The sequence below is a fragment of the Priestia sp. JNUCC 25 genome, assembly GCF_053667915.1.
This window is the reverse complement of sequence record NZ_CM132211.1, coordinates 3,974,953-3,993,034: the sequence shown is the minus strand read 5'-3', so window position 1 is coordinate 3,993,034 and position 18,082 is coordinate 3,974,953. Positions and strand designations below refer to the sequence as shown.

General features: G+C 39.4%; 18 protein-coding genes. All 18 read left to right on the top strand.

Annotation, left to right across the window (positions count from 1 at the left end; all coding sequences use genetic code 11):
• Nucleotides 1-2: 2 nt before the first annotated feature.
• The 18 genes from flhB (at nt 3) to rseP (ending at nt 17,991) form a co-directional block, all read left to right on the top strand.
• A complete protein-coding gene (gene flhB / locus JNUCC25_RS20960) occupies nt 3-1,085 on the top strand; it encodes a flagellar biosynthesis protein FlhB (RefSeq protein WP_013084780.1) in 1,083 nt (360 codons plus the stop codon).
• Between the two features lie 30 nt (nt 1,086-1,115).
• A complete protein-coding gene (flhA, locus tag JNUCC25_RS20955) occupies nt 1,116-3,152 on the top strand; it encodes a flagellar biosynthesis protein FlhA (protein ID WP_013058859.1) in 2,037 nt (678 codons plus the stop codon).
• Complete coding sequence (gene flhF, locus JNUCC25_RS20950) at nt 3,152-4,249, top strand: flagellar biosynthesis protein FlhF (RefSeq protein ID WP_064472081.1); 1,098 nt, start codon at nt 3,152-3,154, stop codon at nt 4,247-4,249. The genes flhA and flhF overlap by 1 nt, the downstream gene beginning before the upstream one ends.
• Entirely contained in the window at nt 4,242-5,111 is an 870-nt protein-coding gene (locus JNUCC25_RS20945; RefSeq protein ID WP_029320606.1) for a MinD/ParA family protein, read from the top strand. The genes flhF and JNUCC25_RS20945 overlap by 8 nt, the downstream gene beginning before the upstream one ends.
• Nucleotides 5,112-5,120: 9 nt before the next feature.
• Complete coding sequence (locus JNUCC25_RS20940; RefSeq protein ID WP_064472080.1) at nt 5,121-6,164, top strand: protein-glutamate methylesterase/protein-glutamine glutaminase; 1,044 nt, start codon at nt 5,121-5,123, stop codon at nt 6,162-6,164.
• Between the two features lie 14 nt (nt 6,165-6,178).
• Nucleotides 6,179-8,158: a chemotaxis protein CheW gene (locus JNUCC25_RS20935; RefSeq protein WP_454222428.1), complete on the top strand. Its 1,980-nt coding sequence runs from the start codon at nt 6,179-6,181 to the stop codon at nt 8,156-8,158.
• 30 nt (nt 8,159-8,188) lie between these two features.
• Nucleotides 8,189-8,617, top strand: a complete 429-nt coding sequence (locus tag JNUCC25_RS20930; RefSeq protein WP_013058854.1) for a chemotaxis protein CheW — start codon at nt 8,189-8,191, stop codon at nt 8,615-8,617.
• 50 nt (nt 8,618-8,667) lie between these two features.
• Nucleotides 8,668-9,162: a chemotaxis protein CheD gene (locus JNUCC25_RS20925; protein WP_013058853.1), complete on the top strand. Its 495-nt coding sequence runs from the start codon at nt 8,668-8,670 to the stop codon at nt 9,160-9,162.
• Nucleotides 9,163-9,211: 49 nt separating this feature from the next.
• Entirely contained in the window at nt 9,212-9,973 is a 762-nt protein-coding gene (locus JNUCC25_RS20920) for a FliA/WhiG family RNA polymerase sigma factor (protein WP_216887196.1), read from the top strand.
• A gap of 15 nt (nt 9,974-9,988) precedes the next feature.
• Nucleotides 9,989-10,516 (top strand): hypothetical protein, encoded by a 528-nt coding sequence (locus tag JNUCC25_RS20915; RefSeq protein WP_454222426.1) that lies wholly within the window; start codon nt 9,989-9,991, stop codon nt 10,514-10,516.
• 158 nt (nt 10,517-10,674) lie between these two features.
• Nucleotides 10,675-11,394: a 30S ribosomal protein S2 gene (rpsB, locus tag JNUCC25_RS20910; RefSeq protein WP_013058850.1), complete on the top strand. Its 720-nt coding sequence runs from the start codon at nt 10,675-10,677 to the stop codon at nt 11,392-11,394.
• A gap of 107 nt (nt 11,395-11,501) precedes the next feature.
• On the top strand, nt 11,502-12,383 hold the full coding sequence (tsf, locus tag JNUCC25_RS20905; RefSeq protein ID WP_013058849.1) for a translation elongation factor Ts: 882 nt from the start codon (nt 11,502-11,504) through the stop codon (nt 12,381-12,383).
• A 76-nt stretch (nt 12,384-12,459) separates the two neighbouring features.
• Entirely contained in the window at nt 12,460-13,182 is a 723-nt protein-coding gene (pyrH, locus tag JNUCC25_RS20900) for a UMP kinase (protein ID WP_013058848.1), read from the top strand.
• Nucleotides 13,183-13,184: 2 nt separating this feature from the next.
• Complete coding sequence (gene frr / locus JNUCC25_RS20895) at nt 13,185-13,742, top strand: ribosome recycling factor (RefSeq protein ID WP_013058847.1); 558 nt, start codon at nt 13,185-13,187, stop codon at nt 13,740-13,742.
• A 134-nt stretch (nt 13,743-13,876) separates the two neighbouring features.
• A complete protein-coding gene (locus JNUCC25_RS20890) occupies nt 13,877-14,659 on the top strand; it encodes an isoprenyl transferase (protein ID WP_028410833.1) in 783 nt (260 codons plus the stop codon).
• An 18-nt stretch (nt 14,660-14,677) separates the two neighbouring features.
• Complete coding sequence (locus tag JNUCC25_RS20885) at nt 14,678-15,469, top strand: phosphatidate cytidylyltransferase (RefSeq protein WP_029320614.1); 792 nt, start codon at nt 14,678-14,680, stop codon at nt 15,467-15,469.
• A 35-nt stretch (nt 15,470-15,504) separates the two neighbouring features.
• Entirely contained in the window at nt 15,505-16,653 is a 1,149-nt protein-coding gene (gene dxr, locus JNUCC25_RS20880) for a 1-deoxy-D-xylulose-5-phosphate reductoisomerase (RefSeq protein ID WP_098279090.1), read from the top strand.
• Nucleotides 16,654-16,731: 78 nt separating this feature from the next.
• On the top strand, nt 16,732-17,991 hold the full coding sequence (gene rseP, locus JNUCC25_RS20875) for an RIP metalloprotease RseP (protein ID WP_025750292.1): 1,260 nt from the start codon (nt 16,732-16,734) through the stop codon (nt 17,989-17,991).
• Nucleotides 17,992-18,082 lie beyond the last annotated feature (91 nt).

Below are 18,082 nucleotides of genomic sequence, written 5' to 3'. Positions count from 1 at the left end.
CTTTGTTTTTAGTAAAAGTTGATTTGCAATTTTTCGCGGGAGAAAAAACGGAAAAAGCTACACCTAAAAAAAAGCAAGACTCTAGAAAAAAAGGACAGGTAGCTAAAAGTCAAGACGTTACAACTGCGCTCATCCTTTTAATGGTTTTTCTTTATTTTTTGTTTGGAGCTAAACAGTTTTTACAGCAAATGATGAAGTTGTTAAGAGAAGCTTTTCAAACGTATATGCTTGAGGAAGTGACGGCAGAGCGCGTATTTGCAATGTTTAAGCACCTTCTTCCTTCAATAGCCCTTGCAGCAGGTCCTGTTATGCTCGCAGCTTTTATTGCTGCGCTCGGAGCGAATTATATGCAAGTTGGCATTCTTTTTTCCACGGAGGCTCTTCAGCCTAAGTTAGAAAAGATTAACCCTATTAGCGGAGCCAAACGGATTTTTGCCATGAGAGCGCTGGTAGAACTAATCAAGTCAACGCTGAAAATTATGTGTATCGGAGCCGTCACGTTTTTTATCTTATGGATTCACATAGAAGATGTATTAAATTTATCTCAAAAAAGCATAGGGGACTCGCTGGTTGTTCTGTCTAAGCTTGTTTTTCAAATGGGACTTGCAGCCTCGCTTATGCTTTTATTTTTATCGCTGCTTGATTATTTGTACCAAAAGTTTGATTTCGAGAAAAATATTCGAATGTCAAAGCAAGATATCAAAGATGAGCATAAAAACATTGAAGGGGATCCTCTAATCAAATCAAAAATAAAGCAAAAGCAGCGGGAAATGGCAATGTCTCGCATGATGCAAGAAGTTCCAAAAGCAGATGTCATCATTACAAACCCCACTCATTATGCCATTGCTTTAAAATATGATGAAGAAAAAATGGATGCTCCCTATGTTGTAGCCAGCGGCGTGGATTTTATTGCTCAAAAGATTAAAGGGATTGCCAAAAGCCATGAAATCATCATGGTAGAGAACCGCCCGCTGGCAAGAGCACTTTTTGACCAAACCAAAGTAGGAGATGCAGTACCCGAAGAATTTTTTAAAGCGGTGGCTGAAATATTAGCTTACGTATACCGCATTCAAAATAAAATGTAACGTTACGCTATTGTAAGGAGAGAAAAATTAATGTCTGCAAGAGAACTGCCAGTTGTTATAGGTGTTGTACTCATTATCGTCATGCTTGTTATTCCGTTGCCTTCATGGTTATTAAGTATTTTAATCATGATTAACATTTCTCTTGCGCTGCTTGTACTGCTCGTTTCCATGAATATGAAAGAACCTTTAGAGCTATCGGTATTTCCGTCTTTGCTGCTGGTTCTTACGCTGTTTCGATTAGGTTTGAATGTATCGACAACACGTTCAATCTTAGGAACAGGAGAAGCAGGCGGAGTGGTGGAAACATTTGGCCACTTCGTTATTGGAGGCAATCCGTTAGTGGGCTTTGTTGTCTTCATTATTTTAATTATCATTCAGTTTCTCGTTATTACAAAAGGAGCGGAGCGTGTTTCTGAAGTAGCCGCACGCTTTACTTTAGATGCGATGCCGGGTAAACAAATGAGTATTGATGCAGATTTAAATGCAGGTATGATTTCAGAAAAGCAAGCAATTGACCGCCGTGAAAAAATTCAGCGTGAAGCAGATTTTTATGGAGCAATGGATGGAGCTAGTAAATTCGTCAAAGGTGATGCCATTGCAGGGATTGTCATTACCCTTATTAATATCTTGTTTGGAATTATTATCGGCATGCTGCAAATGGGAATGTCCATCACTGAAGCATCCCAAACCTTTACTTTGTTAACAGTAGGCGATGGGTTAGTGAGTCAAATTCCAGCTCTTATGATTTCAACAGCGACAGGTATTATCGTCACTAGAGCTGCTTCAACAGGCAATTTGAGCGAAGATATTACCCAGCAGCTGTTTGCTTTTCCCGTTATGCTTTATGTCACTGGAGGAACGATTGCGGCTCTTGGTTTAATTACGCCAATTAATGATGTTATTACAATGCCTATTGCTATTTTGTTAGGAGTGGGAGGCTATTATTTGTCTCGGGCTAAGCATCAGGCGGTTCGTGAAGAAATGGCGCCTACTGAAGAAGAGCTTGAAGACAATGAAATGAAAAGTCCGGAGAGTGTTGTCAATCTATTAAGCGTTGATCCAATTGAATTTGAATTTGGGTATGCATTAATTCCGCTTGCTGATACGAATCAAGGAGGCGATCTGCTTGATCGAATTGTGATGATTAGGCGACAGCTGGCACTTGAGCTAGGATTGGTCATTCCGGTTGTTCGCATCAGAGACAACATTCAGCTTCAGCCCAACGAATACTGTCTTAAAATAAAGGGCAATGAAGTGGCAAAAGGGGAGCTGCTGCTCGATCACTACTTAGCAATCAGTCCGGGAATGGATGATGATTTGATTGAAGGAATTGATACGTTAGAGCCAGCTTTTAAAATGCCTGCAAAATGGATTAGTGAGTCGGTGAAGGAGCAGGCTGAGATGTTCGGGTATACCGTTGTTGACCCACCGTCGGTTGTGTCTACGCACATAACAGAAGTTATAAAATCGTATGCGCATGAGCTGATTGGAAGGCAGGAGACAAAGCAACTAATCGATCACACAAAAGAAACGTATCCTATATTAATTGAGGAAGTAACGCCTAATCCGCTTTCTGTTGGAGACATTCAAAGGGTACTGGCAAAGCTTTTAAAAGAAAGCGTCTCAATTCGAAATTTACCCATTATTTTTGAGGTGCTGGCCGACTACGGCAAAATGACGTCAGACACCGATTTGTTAACTGAATATGTCCGGCAAGGACTCGCAAGACAAATTACCAGTCAATACACGGTCCAAGAAGGTCTGCTTCGAGTTCTTACCCTTTCAGGAAAAGTTGAAAAAACGATGGCTGAAGCTGTTCAACAAACGGAGCATGGGAATTATTTATCACTAGACCCTAGCGTTTCACAAGCTATCGTAGAAAGTATAGCCAAGCAAACAGAAACACTTTCTTTTCAAGAACAGTCTCCAATTGTGTTATGTTCTCCTGCGGTGAGGATGTACGTGCGTCAAATCACTGAGAGGTATTTTCCTCATATGGCGGTTTTATCATATAACGAGCTAGAAGCAAATGTTGAAGTTCAAAGTGTTGGAGTGGTGGATATCTGATGAAAGTAAAAAAATACGTAGTAGCATCTATGCCGCAAGCTATGGAAGCCATTCGTTCAGATTTAGGTGAGGAAGCGGTTATTTTACATTCAAAACAAATTCGAACAGGAGGGTTTCTTGGCTTATTTACTAAGGCAAAAATAGAAGTTTTGGCAGCTGTCGATTCCGTAGAAAGGCTGAGCGTAAAGAAGAACTCATCGCCGCCAGAACCCAGTATGGAAGATAATCAATCTTTTATGAAGCAGCAGCTCAGTGAGTTAAATACTCTTCTCTCACAAATGAATCAAATGCCAAAGGTTTCTTCAGGTTCGTATCCAAAAGCAGTGGAGGATGTGCTTGCCTATTTGCGTTTGCAAGAAATAGACGAAGCTATTTTAAAAAGCATAGAGGCTCCTATGCTAGAGTACTACTACTTACATCGCCCTCACTCAAACCAACTTATGGAGTGGACGAAGAGCTGGTTTGTCAATCAGTTTAAAGCAAGTGAATGGAGCGGCCCTTTCAAAAAATATGTAAGTGTAGTAGGACCAACAGGTGTCGGTAAAACAACAACTCTTGCTAAATTGGCCGCAAAGTGTGTCCTGGAATACAATCAAAAAATAGCATTTATTACAACTGACACGTATAGAATTTCAGCGATTGAGCAGCTCAAGACGTACGCTTCGATCTTGAATGCTCCTTTAACGATTTGTTATAACGGAGCAGATTTTAAAAAAGCTTTGCTAGAAACGGAAGCATACGATGTGATTTTTATTGACACAGCAGGCCGTAACTTTTTGGAACAGCAATATGTAAATGATTTAAAGAAAATTATTACGTTTCAAGAAGATTTGCAAACGTTTCTTGTTTTAGCACTAACGTCAAAAGTATCAGATATGAAAGCTGTATATGAACGTTTTGCTAGTCTGCCTGTTGATCACTTGATTTTTACGAAGCAAGATGAAACAACCCACAAAGGCTCGCTTTTAAATATGTTATATCATTACGGTAAGCGAGCTGCTTTTACAACAAACGGGCAGGATGTACCAGAAGATGTTTCGGCATTTAAAATAAAAGAGTTTATTGACGATGTGTTTGGAGATTGGAAAGATGAATGATCAAGCAGCAGTTTTAAGAGAAAAAGTGTTAAAGAAGCATCAAAACTCTTTAAGGAATTGTAAAACACTAGCCGTGTTAAGCGGAAAAGGAGGAGTTGGAAAGTCGAATCTATCATTAAACTTATCTCTTGCACTAACGAAGCAAAAGCAAAGAGTTCTTCTTTTTGACATGGATATAGGGATGGGAAATATTGATATTCTGATTGGTCAAACTGCTTCATATACGATGGTTGATTTGCTGGAAAAAAAGCTTTCCATCCAGCAAATTATTAAAAAAGGTCCTCAAAATTTAGCTTATGTGGCTGGTGGAACAGGAATTTCCTCTGTATTTGAATGGTCTCCATCAGATCTTGCTCATTTAATACAAGAATTGAATTCGTTAACAAATCAATATGATTATATGATTTTTGATATGGGAGCGGGCATGTCAGAGAGTGTGCTTAAGTTTTTAAAAGCTGTAGATGAAATGATCGTGGTCACAACACCAGAACCTACATCTATAACAGATGCCTACGCTGCTATTAAGCTAGCAGCTTCCTATTCTGTATCAGCACCGGTCCGTCTTATTATCAATAAAACGCTTTCTGACAAAGAAGGAAATCAGACGTATGAACGATTTAATCGAGCTGTTCAGCAGTTTTTGAACGTATCTATTTCTCTATTAGGTATTGTCCCAGATGATCAAGCTGTCCAAAAGGCAGTTAATCGTCAAATCCCTTTTTTGCTTCAAGACCCAAAATCTAAAGCTAGTACATCACTGGTGGATATGGTAAATATTCTTGTTCCACAAGACGATAGGACAGCCACTAACACACAAGGAATGTTTATTCGGCGCCTTAAACGATTTTTTCTTGAAAGGTAGGAAATTAGAGTGAATGAAATAAAGGTGCTTATTGTAGATGATTCTGCATTTATGCGAAAGCTAATCGGCGATTTTTTAACATGTGACAGTCGTTTTCACGTTGTGGGTACCGCACGTAATGGTGAAGAAGGGTTGAAAAAAGCGCTCGAGCTGTCGCCAGACATTGTGACACTTGATATTGAAATGCCCAAAATGAATGGCTTAGATATGTTAAAACAGCTCATGCGCGTGAAGCCCCTTCCTGTTGTCATGTTATCGAGTACAACAATAGAAGGTGCTGAAAATACGCTGACCGCTATGCAGTACGGCGCAGTTGATTTTGTTGCTAAACCTTCGGGAGCTATTTCGCTGGACTTACATAAAGTGAAAGATGAGCTTATCTCTAAACTATTGCTTGCTAGTAAAGCCAACATATCTTCAAGCAGTCATCAGGACGCGCAAAACAGCAGTGTATATAACCTCCCGATGGGGACGAAAGTGAACAAAATGATTTGTATTGGCACTTCTACTGGAGGACCGCGTGCACTGCAAGAAGTATTATCAACTGTTTCAAAAGACATAAACGCACCTATTTTTATTGTGCAGCATATGCCGCCAAATTTTACAAAATCATTAGCAGCTAGATTAAATCAGCTGTCTGATATTGAAGTGAAAGAAGCAAAAGACAATGAAATCGTTCGCTCAGGATGTGCGTATATTGCGCCTGGAGGTTTTCATATGACGGTTGTAGAGAAAAAAGGACAGCTCAGCATTTGTTTAGATACTTCTTCACCTGTAAAGGGACATCGCCCCTCAGTGGATCGTTTGTTTCAGTCGATTAGTAAAATTTCAGGTTATCAAACGCTTGCCATTGTGTTGACGGGAATGGGGGCGGATGGAACGGAAGGCGTGATTGAGTTAAAGAAAAATAAAGATGTGCTTGTACTAGCTGAATCTAAGGAAACTGCTGTCATTTATGGGATGCCCAAATCAGCCGTTTCTACAAAACTTGTTGATTATATTGAACCGCTGAGAAACGTTGGAAGCTTTATTTCTCGCTACGCACAGAAATAGGAGGGGAAGTTACGATGGATATGAATCAATATCTAGAAGTGTTTATTGAAGAAAGCAGGGAACATCTTCAAAACGTTAATGACCAGCTAATGCGTTTTGAAAAAAATACCGATGATCTTGGCTATGTAAACGAAATTTTTCGGTCTGCTCATACGTTAAAAGGTATGTCTGCAACAATGGGATTTGATGATTTAGCACAATTAACTCACAAAATGGAAAACGTGTTAGATGCTGTTCGAAATCACCAACTCGACGTTCATACGGAAGTTCTTGATGCTTTGTTTGAATCAGTCGATGCGCTAGAAATAATGGTTCAATCTATTTCTGAAGGCGGCGATGGTCAGCTTGATGTCAAATTGCTTGTTCAAAAGCTGCAGCGTATTGTAGCAGAGGAACCCGTAGCACAGCATGCAGCTTCTTCCATTGAGTACGATGAATTAGTACAAACGCTGCTCAGCCAAACAGCAGACCAAGGGTTTAACGCGTTTGAAATAACCATACAGCTTGAACGCACCTGCTTATTAAAAGCTGCACGCGCTTATATGGTATTTGATGTGTTAGAGCAAGCGGGAGATGTCATTAAGTCAGCGCCAACTGTTCAAGATATCGAACAAGAAAAATTTGAATCATCTTTTATCGTTATATTAGTAACAAACGAATCGCAAGAAAAGCTGCAGGCGAGCATTATGGAAGTTTCTGAAGTAGAAAGTGTGAAAATTGCTGCGGTCCCCGTAAAAAAGGAGACAAAAATGGAGGAGCTTGTTTCACCAGAAGTAGCAGCAGCCATACAGGAAGTTACTGTGTCAGCACCTTCTAAATCGCCTGTTGAAGAGAAAAGACAGCTCTCAAATAACAAGACGATTCGAGTTAATATTGACCGTTTGGACAGTCTCATGAACTTGTTTGAAGAACTAGTTATTGATAGAGGCAGGTTAGAACAAATATCAAAAGAATTGAATAATAGCGAATTAGACGAAACGGTAGAGCGGATGTCTCGTATTTCTGGAGATTTGCAAACGATTATTTTAAATATGCGTATGGTGCCTGTAGAAACCGTTTTTAATCGTTTTCCCCGTATGGTGAGACAGCTTTCAAAAGATTTAGGGAAACAAATTGAACTTCAAATTGTCGGAGCTGATACAGAGCTGGACCGGACCGTCATTGATGAAATTGGAGATCCGCTTGTTCACTTATTAAGAAATGCCGTTGACCACGGAATTGAAATGCCTCAAGCACGCTTAGAGAACGGAAAGAATGAAAAGGGAACGATTCGCCTTAAAGCTTATCATAGCGGAAATCATGTCTTTATTGATTTAGAAGATGACGGGGCGGGCATCAATCGTGAAAAGATACTGCAAAAAGCGTTAGATCGAGGAATTATTGATGGGAAAACAGCTGAAACGCTGACGGATAAACAAGTGTACGAGCTCATTTTCGCTTCGGGCTTTTCGACGGCTGAGCAAATTTCAGATGTTTCCGGACGAGGAGTAGGTTTAGATGTCGTGAAAAACACGATTGAATCGCTAGGGGGTTCTGTAACGATCGATTCTAACGAAGGATACGGTTCGCGTTTTTCTATTCAACTGCCGCTCACTCTGTCTATCATTTCTGCTTTACTCGTGCAAATGAGTGAAGAGCGCTATGCCTTGCCGCTTTCTTCGATTATTGAAACAGCTATTGTTCAGCCGAAAGAGGTCATGCATGTACACGGTCAAAAGGTTATTGACTTTCGAGGAGCCATTATTCCTCTTATTGATTTAAAAGAACTATTCACTGTGCCTAACTCAGTACAAGGCGATCATTATTCAGTAGTCATCGTGAAAAAAGGAGAAAAGACCGCCGGGCTAATTGTTGATTCTTTTATCGGTCAGCAGGAAATTGTTTTAAAATCTTTAGGTCATTATCTGCCGGATGTGTTTGCTATTTCAGGAGCCACGATTTTAGGCGATGGACAAGTAGCACTTATCATTGATTGCAACGCTTTGATTAAATAACAAATGCTGTAAAAAGAAAGGGAGAAAGGCATGAAAATTATTGTGTTTCAATTGGGAGACGAGGAGTACGGAATCTCAGTAGAAGAAGTGCAGTCGATTGAAAAGATTCAGCACATAACACGTGTTCCTGGAGTAAAAAAATATGTAAAAGGTGTTATTAATCTTCGCGGTGTTATTACACCGATTATTGATTTGCGCACTCGTTTTAACTTGCAAGAACAGCTTAACCATGAGCTGACACGTATTATTATGGTTCGTCTTAATGATGTAGAAGCAGGTTTGATTGTCGATGCAGCAAATGATGTAGTGGATATTGATGAAAAAACGATTGCTTCAGTGCCTGAAACAGTTGAAGGAACAGCTGTAGAATACTTAAACGGAGTCGTTAAAGTAGATAGCCGTTTAATTGTTCTTCTAAATTTACCTAAAGTGCTCTCTTTAGAAGACCACCTCCAGTGAGCCAAACGAATAATGGATATCACGCTGAAGGTTCTAGGAGTTGAAGAATCGTGAGAGATGATAAACAAGTGATTAAGGTAGGAATTGCCGAGATGAATGTTACACATGCACCCGCAGTGCTTCGAACAGCGGGATTAGGATCATGTGTAGGAGTTGTCGTTTATGACTCTATTCACTCAGTAGCTGGGCTCGCTCATGTGATGCTTCCGGATTCAAGCGGGGCTAAATGTCCTTTTAATAGAGCTAAATATGCAGATACAGCCATTTTTGATTTGATAAATATGTTGATTAAACAAGGCGCACATAGAAAGTTGTTAAAAGCAAAAATAGCAGGAGGCGCGCAGATGTTTCAATTTGAACCAAGAAATGATGTCATGCGAATTGGCCTTCGAAATGTTCAAGCAGTAGAGAGAGAGCTGCATAGAAACAATGTAGAAATTGCAGCAAAAGCTACAGGAGGACACAACGGACGCACAATTGAATTTGATCCTCAAACGGCTATTTTAAAGGTTCGTACGATTAACGAAGGGATAAAAACGATATAAAGCGCGCTCTGACCGTTTAATAGCGCTATAAAAAGGAGTTGAAAGACCCTTGAAAAGTATACAAGAAGTTGAAAAACATAAAATTTGGCAGGAATGGATAGAGACGAGAGACTCACATGCAGGAAACATGCTTGTTAAAAAGTACATGCCGCTTGTTAACTATCACGTTCAGCGGATTAGCGTGGGGCTGCCAAAGAATATTCATAAAGAAGAGCTTCGTAGTTTAGGGTTAATCGGCCTTTACGATGCTTTGGAAAAGTTTGATTACGGTAGAGACTTAAAGTTTGATACATATGCGTCTTTTCGAATTCGAGGGGCGATAATAGACGGGCTTCGTAAAGAAGATTGGTTATCAAGAAGCGCAAGGGAAAAGACGAAAAGGATTGAGCAAGCAACAGAAGCACTTGAACAAAGATACTTGCGCAGAGTTGCACCAAGTGAGGTTGCAAAAGAAGTAGGCATGACAGAAGCAGATGTCGTTCATACGATGAACGAAGGCTTCTTAGCTAACGTGTTGTCAATGGAAGAACAGCCGAAAGAGTATGAAGATGGAGAGCAAAAATATACGATTAAAGATGAAAAAACGCTCTCTCCTGAAGAGGAGCTAATTAACGACGAACGATATCAAGAGCTTGCTGAAGTTATCGAGCAGCTAAATGAAAAAGAGCAGCTCGTTGTTTCATTATTCTATAAAGAAGAGTTGACTTTCACAGAAATCGCACAGCTGTTAGGGCTATCTACTTCACGTATTTCTCAAATTCATTCGAAAGCGCTGTTTAAAATGCGTACGAGCTTAAGCAAAATAATTTAACAAAGAGGTAAAAAGATGGGGTTTTTACTCGCAGTTAGTTTTTTAATTCATGGTCTATCACTGTTTTGCATTATTCTTTTATATATGCAAGTGACCAAAGTGAAAAGGATTGAACGCTTGCACCAGCAAAATATAAATAAAATGGAAGCTGCGATGAGTTCATATCTAGCTGAATTTCAGGAACAAAACGAGCAGTTTTTAAGGCAGCTTCGAGAGCGTTCCACTTCGCTTTCTTCGGAAGTGGAAAAAAACAGCGTAAAATCACCTTTGGTAGATGAAGAAGACGTGCCTGTTCAAAGGGTGGATCTAAAAAGTGAGCCTTCCCAGTCGCTACATGAACTTCTTTCTATAGAAGAAAATCAGAAGCATATACACACATCTTTTGACGAATTAACTACAGACCAAATTCAAGATTTGTCAAGTGAAGAGATAAAAGAATTTTCCGTTTATTTAAAAAGAAAAGGTTTAACAATCGAAGAAATTGCAAAACATTTACACAGAGGGAAAACTGAAATTGAATTATTATTGAAATTTCATCAATAAACTTAATGAAACGCTTGCTTGTGAAAAAGGAGTGTGCTATATTTGTTTTTGGTGTTATTACACACGCTTGTTGATTCGGTTGATGGTGCTACTATTTGTAGTTTCGGCTGAAGATGAAATGAGCGGAGGAGACTTAAAACCATTAGGAGGAAAAACACATGTCAGTAATTTCAATGAAACAATTACTAGAAGCTGGTGTACATTTCGGTCACCAAACTCGCCGTTGGAACCCAAAGATGAAGAAATACATCTTCACTGAGCGTAACGGCATCTACATTATCGATCTTCAAAAAACAGTTAAGAAAGTAGAAGAAGCGTACAAATTCGTTAAAGAATTAGCTGCAGACGGCGGTACTGTTTTATTCGTAGGTACGAAAAAACAAGCTCAAGATTCTGTTAAAGAAGAAGCAGCTCGCGCTGGTATGTACTTTGTTAACCAACGTTGGTTAGGTGGTACATTAACTAACTTCTCAACTATCCAAAAACGTATCAAACGTTTAAAAGATATCGAAAAAATGCAAGAAGACGGTACTTTCGAAGTATTACCTAAGAAAGAAGTAGTTCAACTTAAAAAAGAGTTAGAGCGTCTTGAAAAATTCTTAGGCGGCATTAAAGATATGAAACAACTTCCAGATGCATTATTCATCATTGACCCTCGTAAAGAGCGTATTGCAGTAGCGGAAGCTAAAAAATTACACATTCCAATCGTTGGTATCGTAGACACTAACTGTGATCCAGACGAAATTGATTATGTAATCCCTGCAAACGATGATGCAATTCGTGCTGTTAAACTTTTAACTTCTAAAGTTGCTGATGCTATTTTAGAAGCTAAACAAGGTGAAGAAACAGCAGTTGAAACTGAAACAACTACTGCTTAATTCCGTGAAAGGTGATAAGAGGGAATAGCCTTTTATCACCTTTTTTTGAAAAGATTTAACCCATTTATATACATTAATTACATACCCAAACAAGGAGGCTACACATTATGGCAATTACTGCTCAAATGGTAAAAGAACTACGTGAAAAAACTGGCGCTGGTATGATGGATTGTAAAAAAGCGTTAACTGAAACTAACGGTGATATGGAGCAAGCAATCGATTTCTTACGTGAAAAAGGTATTGCAAAAGCTGCTAAAAAATCAGACCGTATTGCTGCTGAAGGTCTAACTTACATCGAAACTCAAGGTAACGAAGCTGTTATCCTAGAAGTTAACTCTGAAACTGATTTCGTTGCGAAAAACGAAGGTTTCCAAAAATTAACAAAAGAATTAGCTGCTCACATCTTAGCTAACAAACCAGCTGACGCTGCTGAAGCTGCTACTCAAAAAATGGAAAACGGTGCAACTGTTGAAGAACACATCAACTCTGCAATCGCTACAATCGGAGAAAAATTATCTCTACGTCGTTTCGCTGTAGCAACAAAAACTGATGCTGATGCATTCGGTGCTTACCTACATGCTGGCGGACGTATCGGTGTGTTAACAGTATTATCTGGTACAACTGAAGAAGCTGTTGCAAAAGACGTTGCTATGCACATTGCTGCAATCAACCCTAAATACATCTCTCGTGATCAAGTTTCTGCTGAAGAAACTGAGCGTGAGCGCGAAGTATTAACTCAACAAGCATTAAACGAAGGCAAACCAGAAAAAATCGTTGCAAAAATGGTTGAAGGTCGCCTTGGCAAATTCTTCGAAGATATTTGCTTACTAGATCAAACATTTGTTAAAAATCCTGATCAAAAAGTACGTCAGTTCGTTGAGAGCAAAGGCGCTACTGTTGAAAGCTTCGTTCGTTTTGAAGTAGGAGAAGGTATTGAGAAACGTCAAGACAACTTCGCTGAAGAAGTAATGAACCAAGTTAAAAAGTAAGGGTTTGACCGTATAGGGAACACTGTGTGTTCCCTTTTTTACAAAAGAGATCTCACCGTTAACGATGGAGGTAAGCATGAGTCAAGCAAAATATAATCGTATCGTATTAAAGTTAAGTGGAGAAGCATTAGCTGGTGAAGAGGGTTTTGGTATTAACCCATCCATCATCAAATCTGTTGCTGAACAAGTAAAAGCCGTTTATGAATTAGGTGTGGAAATTGCTGTAGTCGTTGGTGGCGGAAACATTTGGCGTGGTAAAATTGGCAGTGAAATGGGTATGGATCGTGCCGCTGCTGATTATATGGGAATGCTAGCAACAGTAATGAACTCTTTGGCTCTTCAAGATAGCTTAGAGAACATTGGTGTGCAAACACGAGTTCAGACTTCTATCGAGATGAGACAAGTAGCAGAGCCTTATATTAGAAGAAAAGCTGTTCGTCATCTTGAGAAAAAACGCGTTGTTATTTTCGCCGCGGGTACAGGAAACCCTTATTTCTCTACAGATACAACAGCAGCTTTGCGTGCAGCTGAAATCGAAGCTGACGTGATCTTAATGGCTAAAAACAACGTAGATGGCGTTTATAATGCAGATCCTAAGCTTGTACCTGATGCTGTAAAATACGAAACATTAACGTATATTGATGTTTTAAAAGATGGACTAGCTGTTATGGATTCTACAGCTTCTTCATTATGTATGGATAATGATATTCCGCTAATTGTTTTTTCAATTACGGAAGAAGGCAATATTAAACGTGCCGTTACAGGCGAAAACATTGGAACAATTGTAAAGGGGAAATAAACATGCCAAAACAAGTGTTGCAAAACGCAAAAGAAAGAATGGAAAAAGCAATTCAATCATTTAGCCGCGAACTAGCATCAATTCGTGCTGGACGTGCAAGCGCGTCACTTCTTGACCGCGTAACGGTAGAATACTACGGTGCACCAACACCAATTAACCAATTGGCGCAAGTAAGCGTGCCTGAAGCTCGTATGCTTGTTATTCAGCCTTATGACAAATCACAAATTGGTGAAGTTGAAAAAGCTATTTTAAAATCTGACTTAGGGTTAACGCCTACAAGCGATGGAACTATTATCCGTTTATCGATTCCTGCTTTAACGGAAGAACGTCGTCGTGAGTTAGTGAAAATGGTGAAAAAATATGCTGAAGAAGCAAAAGTTGCGGTTCGTAACGTACGCCGTGATGCAAACGATGATTTCAAAAAGTTAGAGAAAAAAGGTGAAATTACTGAAGACGATTTACGCGGCTACAGTGATGACATTCAAAAACTAACAGATGACCATATCGTAAAAGTGGATAAAGTGGCGAAAGATAAAGAAGAAGAAATTATGGCAGTTTAAGTCATTTCAAGGTAAAATATATTGTAAAAGACCCTCTATTGTTTACAGGGGGTTTTTTTGTTAATAATGTGTAGTAAGAAAAAACTCACATAAGCCACACGTTTATGTGAGAGCGTACAACGGGGGACCTTTGCATGTTAAGAAAATTTCAAGCATGGAAGAAAAGTCAAGATTTAAATACACTGTCTTTGTCAGAACGAAAAGATCAAGTGAAACAGCACCCTGTTCCTGAACATATTGCAATTATTATGGATGGGAACGGTCGTTGGGCGCAAAAACGAGCTCTTCCTCGCATGATGGGCCATCATGAAGGAATGAAGGTAGTGCGTCATGTGACCAGATTGGCCAATGAATTAGGTGTTAAAGTATTAACTTTATATGCATTTTCCACTGAAAATTGGAAGCGCCCCAAAACTGAAGTCGAGTTTTTAATGAAACTGCCAGAGGAATTTTTAACAACCTTTCTGCCTGAGCTAATTGAAAAAAATGTGCAAGTTCGTATTATGGGGGATAAAAGTGAGCTCCCTGCCCATACGATTCGAGCCGTGGATAACGCAATTGAAAAAACAAAGCATAACACAGGGCTGATTTTAAACTTCGCGCTCAATTACGGTAGCCGTCACGAAATCATGGGCGCTATTCAGTCATTGGTAGAAGATGTAGAACAGGGAAAAGTAGCTTCCTCTTCTATTTCAGAAAATTTATTTTCTTCCTATTTAATGAGCAAAAGCCTTCCAGATCCGGATTTGCTTATTCGTACAAGCGGTGAGCTTCGCTTAAGTAATTTTATGCTTTGGCAGCTAGCTTACACAGAGTTTTGGTTTACAGAAGTATTATGGCCAGATTTTAAAGAAAATCATTTAATCGAAGCAGTCGAGGCGTTTCAAAAGCGCGGTCGTCGCTTTGGTGGTGTATAAGAAGGTGTGGAAAACAAGATGAAACAGCGCATTATCACCGCGATTGTAGCACTTGCGGTATTTGTGCCGATTGTTTTAATTGGAGGGTTACCTTTTACCCTTATCATGTATGTAATCGGAACAGTTGGTGTAATTGAGCTTTTAAAAATGAAACATTTGAAAGCAATGTCTTTTCCAAGTATCATTAGTTTATTGCTAACCTGGGTGTTTTTACTACCAAATGGAAGAGATGTTGCATTTCAATTCTTAAGTGAACATAAGATAGAAGTAGCGCTTGCTGCTGTCCTTCTTTTATTAATGTACACGGTTATAGTTAAAAATAAATTTACCTTCGATGACGTTGGGTTTATTTTGTTAACGACAGTATATGTTGGCTTTGGCTTTCATTATTTTATCGAGGTTCGTCAAGAGTTCGGGTTAGCTTATTTGTTCTTTGCTTTTCTTATTATTTGGGCGACGGATTCCGGAGCTTATTTTATTGGACGAGCAATGGGGAAACGAAAGCTATGGCCGGAAATCAGTCCCAATAAAACAATTGAAGGTTTTGTTGGTGGCGTCGTATGCGCTATTATAGTAGCTATTGTATTTAAGCTGTTAGCAAATATTGATCAAACTATGATCGAACTACTTGTAATTGGTATTATCGTATCGTTATTTGGACAGATGGGTGATCTTGTACAATCAGCGTTCAAACGTCACTATGGCGTAAAAGATTCAGGAAAGATTTTACCGGGTCATGGTGGGATTTTAGACCGTTTTGACAGTTTAATGTTCATCATGCCAATTTTAGCTTTTTTATTATCTCTATAAAAAAGATGTCTTTGTTTTAATAGGAGTGAATATACTTGAAGAAAATTTCCTTGTTAGGAGCTACAGGCTCAATCGGTACTCAAACCGTTGATATTGTTCGAGCGCATACTGAGCATTTTGAGCTCTCAGCAATCTCTGTAGGTCGAAATATTAATGAAGCAAGAAAGATTATTCAGCAGTGTAAGCCAGCCCTTGTTTCTGTGATGAAGAAAGAAGATTGTCTGTCACTGCAAGCGGAATTCCCTTCTATTCGATTTGTTTATGGAGAAGAAGGACTTGTGGAAGTGGCAACTCATCCATCCACAGAAGTTTTAGTAAATGCTGTTCTTGGAAGTGTAGGGTTGACTCCTACGCTAGAAGCAATCAAAATGAGAAAAACGATTGCTATTGCAAATAAGGAGACACTTGTTACCGCTGGTCACCTTGTCATGGAAGCAGCCAAGGAATATGGCGCTGATATTTTACCGGTAGACAGTGAGCACTCAGCTATTTTTCAAAGTTTGCAAGGGCAAGATCAAAAAGCAATAGACCGTTTAATTTTAACGGCTTCTGGAGGGAGCTTTCGAGATAAGACGAGAGCAGAACTACAGGGAGTAACGGTTGAAGATGCGTTAAATCATCCAAACTGGTCAATGGGAGCTAAAATTACAATTGATTCGGCAACGATGATGAATAAGGGACTAGAAGTGATTGAAGCACATTGGCTTTTTGATCTTCCCTATGAGAAAATTGATGTATTGTTACATAAGGAAAGCATCATTCATTCTATGGTAGAGTATTCTGATACAAGCGTTATTGCTCAGCTTGGAACGCCTGATATGCGCGTGCCAATTCAATACGCGTTAACGTATCCAAAACGCATGTCTTTGCCCAATACCAAGCGTTTAAGTTTGGCGGATATTGGCCAGCTTCACTTCGCTAAAATGGATGAAGAGCGTTTTCGCTGTTTAGCTTTTGCATTTGAGGCTGGCAAAGCGGGTGGAACACTTCCGACTGTTTTAAATGCAGCTAATGAAGAAGCTGTTCAAGCCTTTCTAGATGGTCACATTACATTTTTACAAATTGAAGATGTGATTGAAAAAGCAATGAATGAACATACTGTAATACAGAAACCTTGTTTATCTACTATTAAAGAAGTAGATTTAGAAGCAAGAGAGTTTGTTAGATCCGCCATCTCTCGATAATGTGCGTGCGAGAGAAGCCACTCATTTATTTCTGGTGGGTGGAGGTTTGACTCTATTACATGAAGGGGGTAATACCCATTGAACACAGTCATTGCGTTTGTCGTCATTTTTGGAGCTCTTGTATTCTTTCATGAGCTTGGTCATTTAGTTTTTGCAAAGCGTGCAGGCATCTTATGCCGTGAGTTTGCCATTGGGTTTGGTCCCAAAATCTTTTCATTTAAACGAGATGAAACAGTTTATACCATTCGATTGCTGCCTCTAGGTGGATTTGTTCGAATGGCTGGAGAAGACCCAGAAATGATCGAAGTTAAGCCTGGTCAAATGGTGGGCCTCATGTTTGATAAGGAAGGCAAAGTAAATAAAGTCATTATTAACAACAAGGAACAGCATCCAAATGCAAAAGTTATTGAGGTAGAGCAAGCAGACTTAGAGCATAATCTATTTATTTCAGGTTATGAAGAAGGTGAAGATGAACGTCTGCAAAAATTCGAGGTAGCAGAAGAATCTTACTTCGTTATGGACGGAGAAGAAATTCAAATTGCACCTTACAGCCGTCAGTTTGCTTCCAAAACTCTTGGTCAGCGTGCGCTAGCCATTTTCGCTGGTCCGCTAATGAACTTTATATTAGCCTTTGTTATTTTTATCGTTCTTGGGATTTCTCAAGGATATGTTGTTGACAAACCCGTGATGGGCAAATTAACATCAGATGGAGTAGCCGTTGATGCGGGACTTAAACAAGGAGATAAAGTTCAAGCAATTGATGGACAAAGTGTTTCAACGTGGGATGATGTCGTAAAAGTAATTCAAAAACATCCTGAACAGCAAATTACATTCACGGTTCAGCGCGGCGGCAAAACGCTAGATATTCCGATTACACCTGAAAGTCGCAAAGTTGGGGAACAGACAATTGGACTAATTGGCGTATATGCACCGGTTGAAAAGTCATTCATTGGTTCGATCACGCACGGAGCTACTGAAACATATACGTGGATGAAAGAAATCTTAACGGGTCTAGGGAAGCTTGTGACAGGACAGTTCAAATTGGATATGCTTTCTGGTCCTGTAGGTATTTACGCAGCAACCGATCAAGTAGCACAGTCAGGCATTTATTATTTAATGAAATGGGCAGCCGTTTTAAGTATTAACTTAGGGATTGTCAATTTGCTTCCACTTCCTGCTTTAGATGGAGGACGACTATTGTTCTTCGCTGTAGAAGGAATTCGCGGTAAGCCAATTGATCGTCAAAAAGAAGGCATTGTTCATTTTATCGGTTTTGCTTTATTAATGCTGCTGATGCTCGTTGTAACGTGGAACGATATTCAAAAGTTCTTTTTATAAGACATACGCTCAGCGAGGGATATTCCCTCGCTGATTATATGAAAATTGCGGCATGGTCCGCCTAAAAAAAATAAGATAGAGAAGTAAGCAA

Coding starts and splice junctions, on each gene's coding strand:
- frr (WP_013058847.1), top strand. CDS start 13,185: ATGCCAAAACAAGTGTTGCAAAACGCAAAAGAAAGAATGGAAAAAGCA.
- rpsB (WP_013058850.1), top strand. CDS start 10,675: ATGTCAGTAATTTCAATGAAACAATTACTAGAAGCTGGTGTACATTTC.
- JNUCC25_RS20945 (WP_029320606.1), top strand. CDS start 4,242: ATGAATGATCAAGCAGCAGTTTTAAGAGAAAAAGTGTTAAAGAAGCAT.
- JNUCC25_RS20915 (WP_454222426.1), top strand. CDS start 9,989: ATGGGGTTTTTACTCGCAGTTAGTTTTTTAATTCATGGTCTATCACTG.
- flhA (WP_013058859.1), top strand. CDS start 1,116: ATGTCTGCAAGAGAACTGCCAGTTGTTATAGGTGTTGTACTCATTATC.
- pyrH (WP_013058848.1), top strand. CDS start 12,460: ATGAGTCAAGCAAAATATAATCGTATCGTATTAAAGTTAAGTGGAGAA.
- JNUCC25_RS20890 (WP_028410833.1), top strand. CDS start 13,877: ATGTTAAGAAAATTTCAAGCATGGAAGAAAAGTCAAGATTTAAATACA.
- flhF (WP_064472081.1), top strand. CDS start 3,152: ATGAAAGTAAAAAAATACGTAGTAGCATCTATGCCGCAAGCTATGGAA.
- JNUCC25_RS20935 (WP_454222428.1), top strand. CDS start 6,179: ATGGATATGAATCAATATCTAGAAGTGTTTATTGAAGAAAGCAGGGAA.
- tsf (WP_013058849.1), top strand. CDS start 11,502: ATGGCAATTACTGCTCAAATGGTAAAAGAACTACGTGAAAAAACTGGC.
- JNUCC25_RS20930 (WP_013058854.1), top strand. CDS start 8,189: ATGAAAATTATTGTGTTTCAATTGGGAGACGAGGAGTACGGAATCTCA.
- JNUCC25_RS20885 (WP_029320614.1), top strand. CDS start 14,678: ATGAAACAGCGCATTATCACCGCGATTGTAGCACTTGCGGTATTTGTG.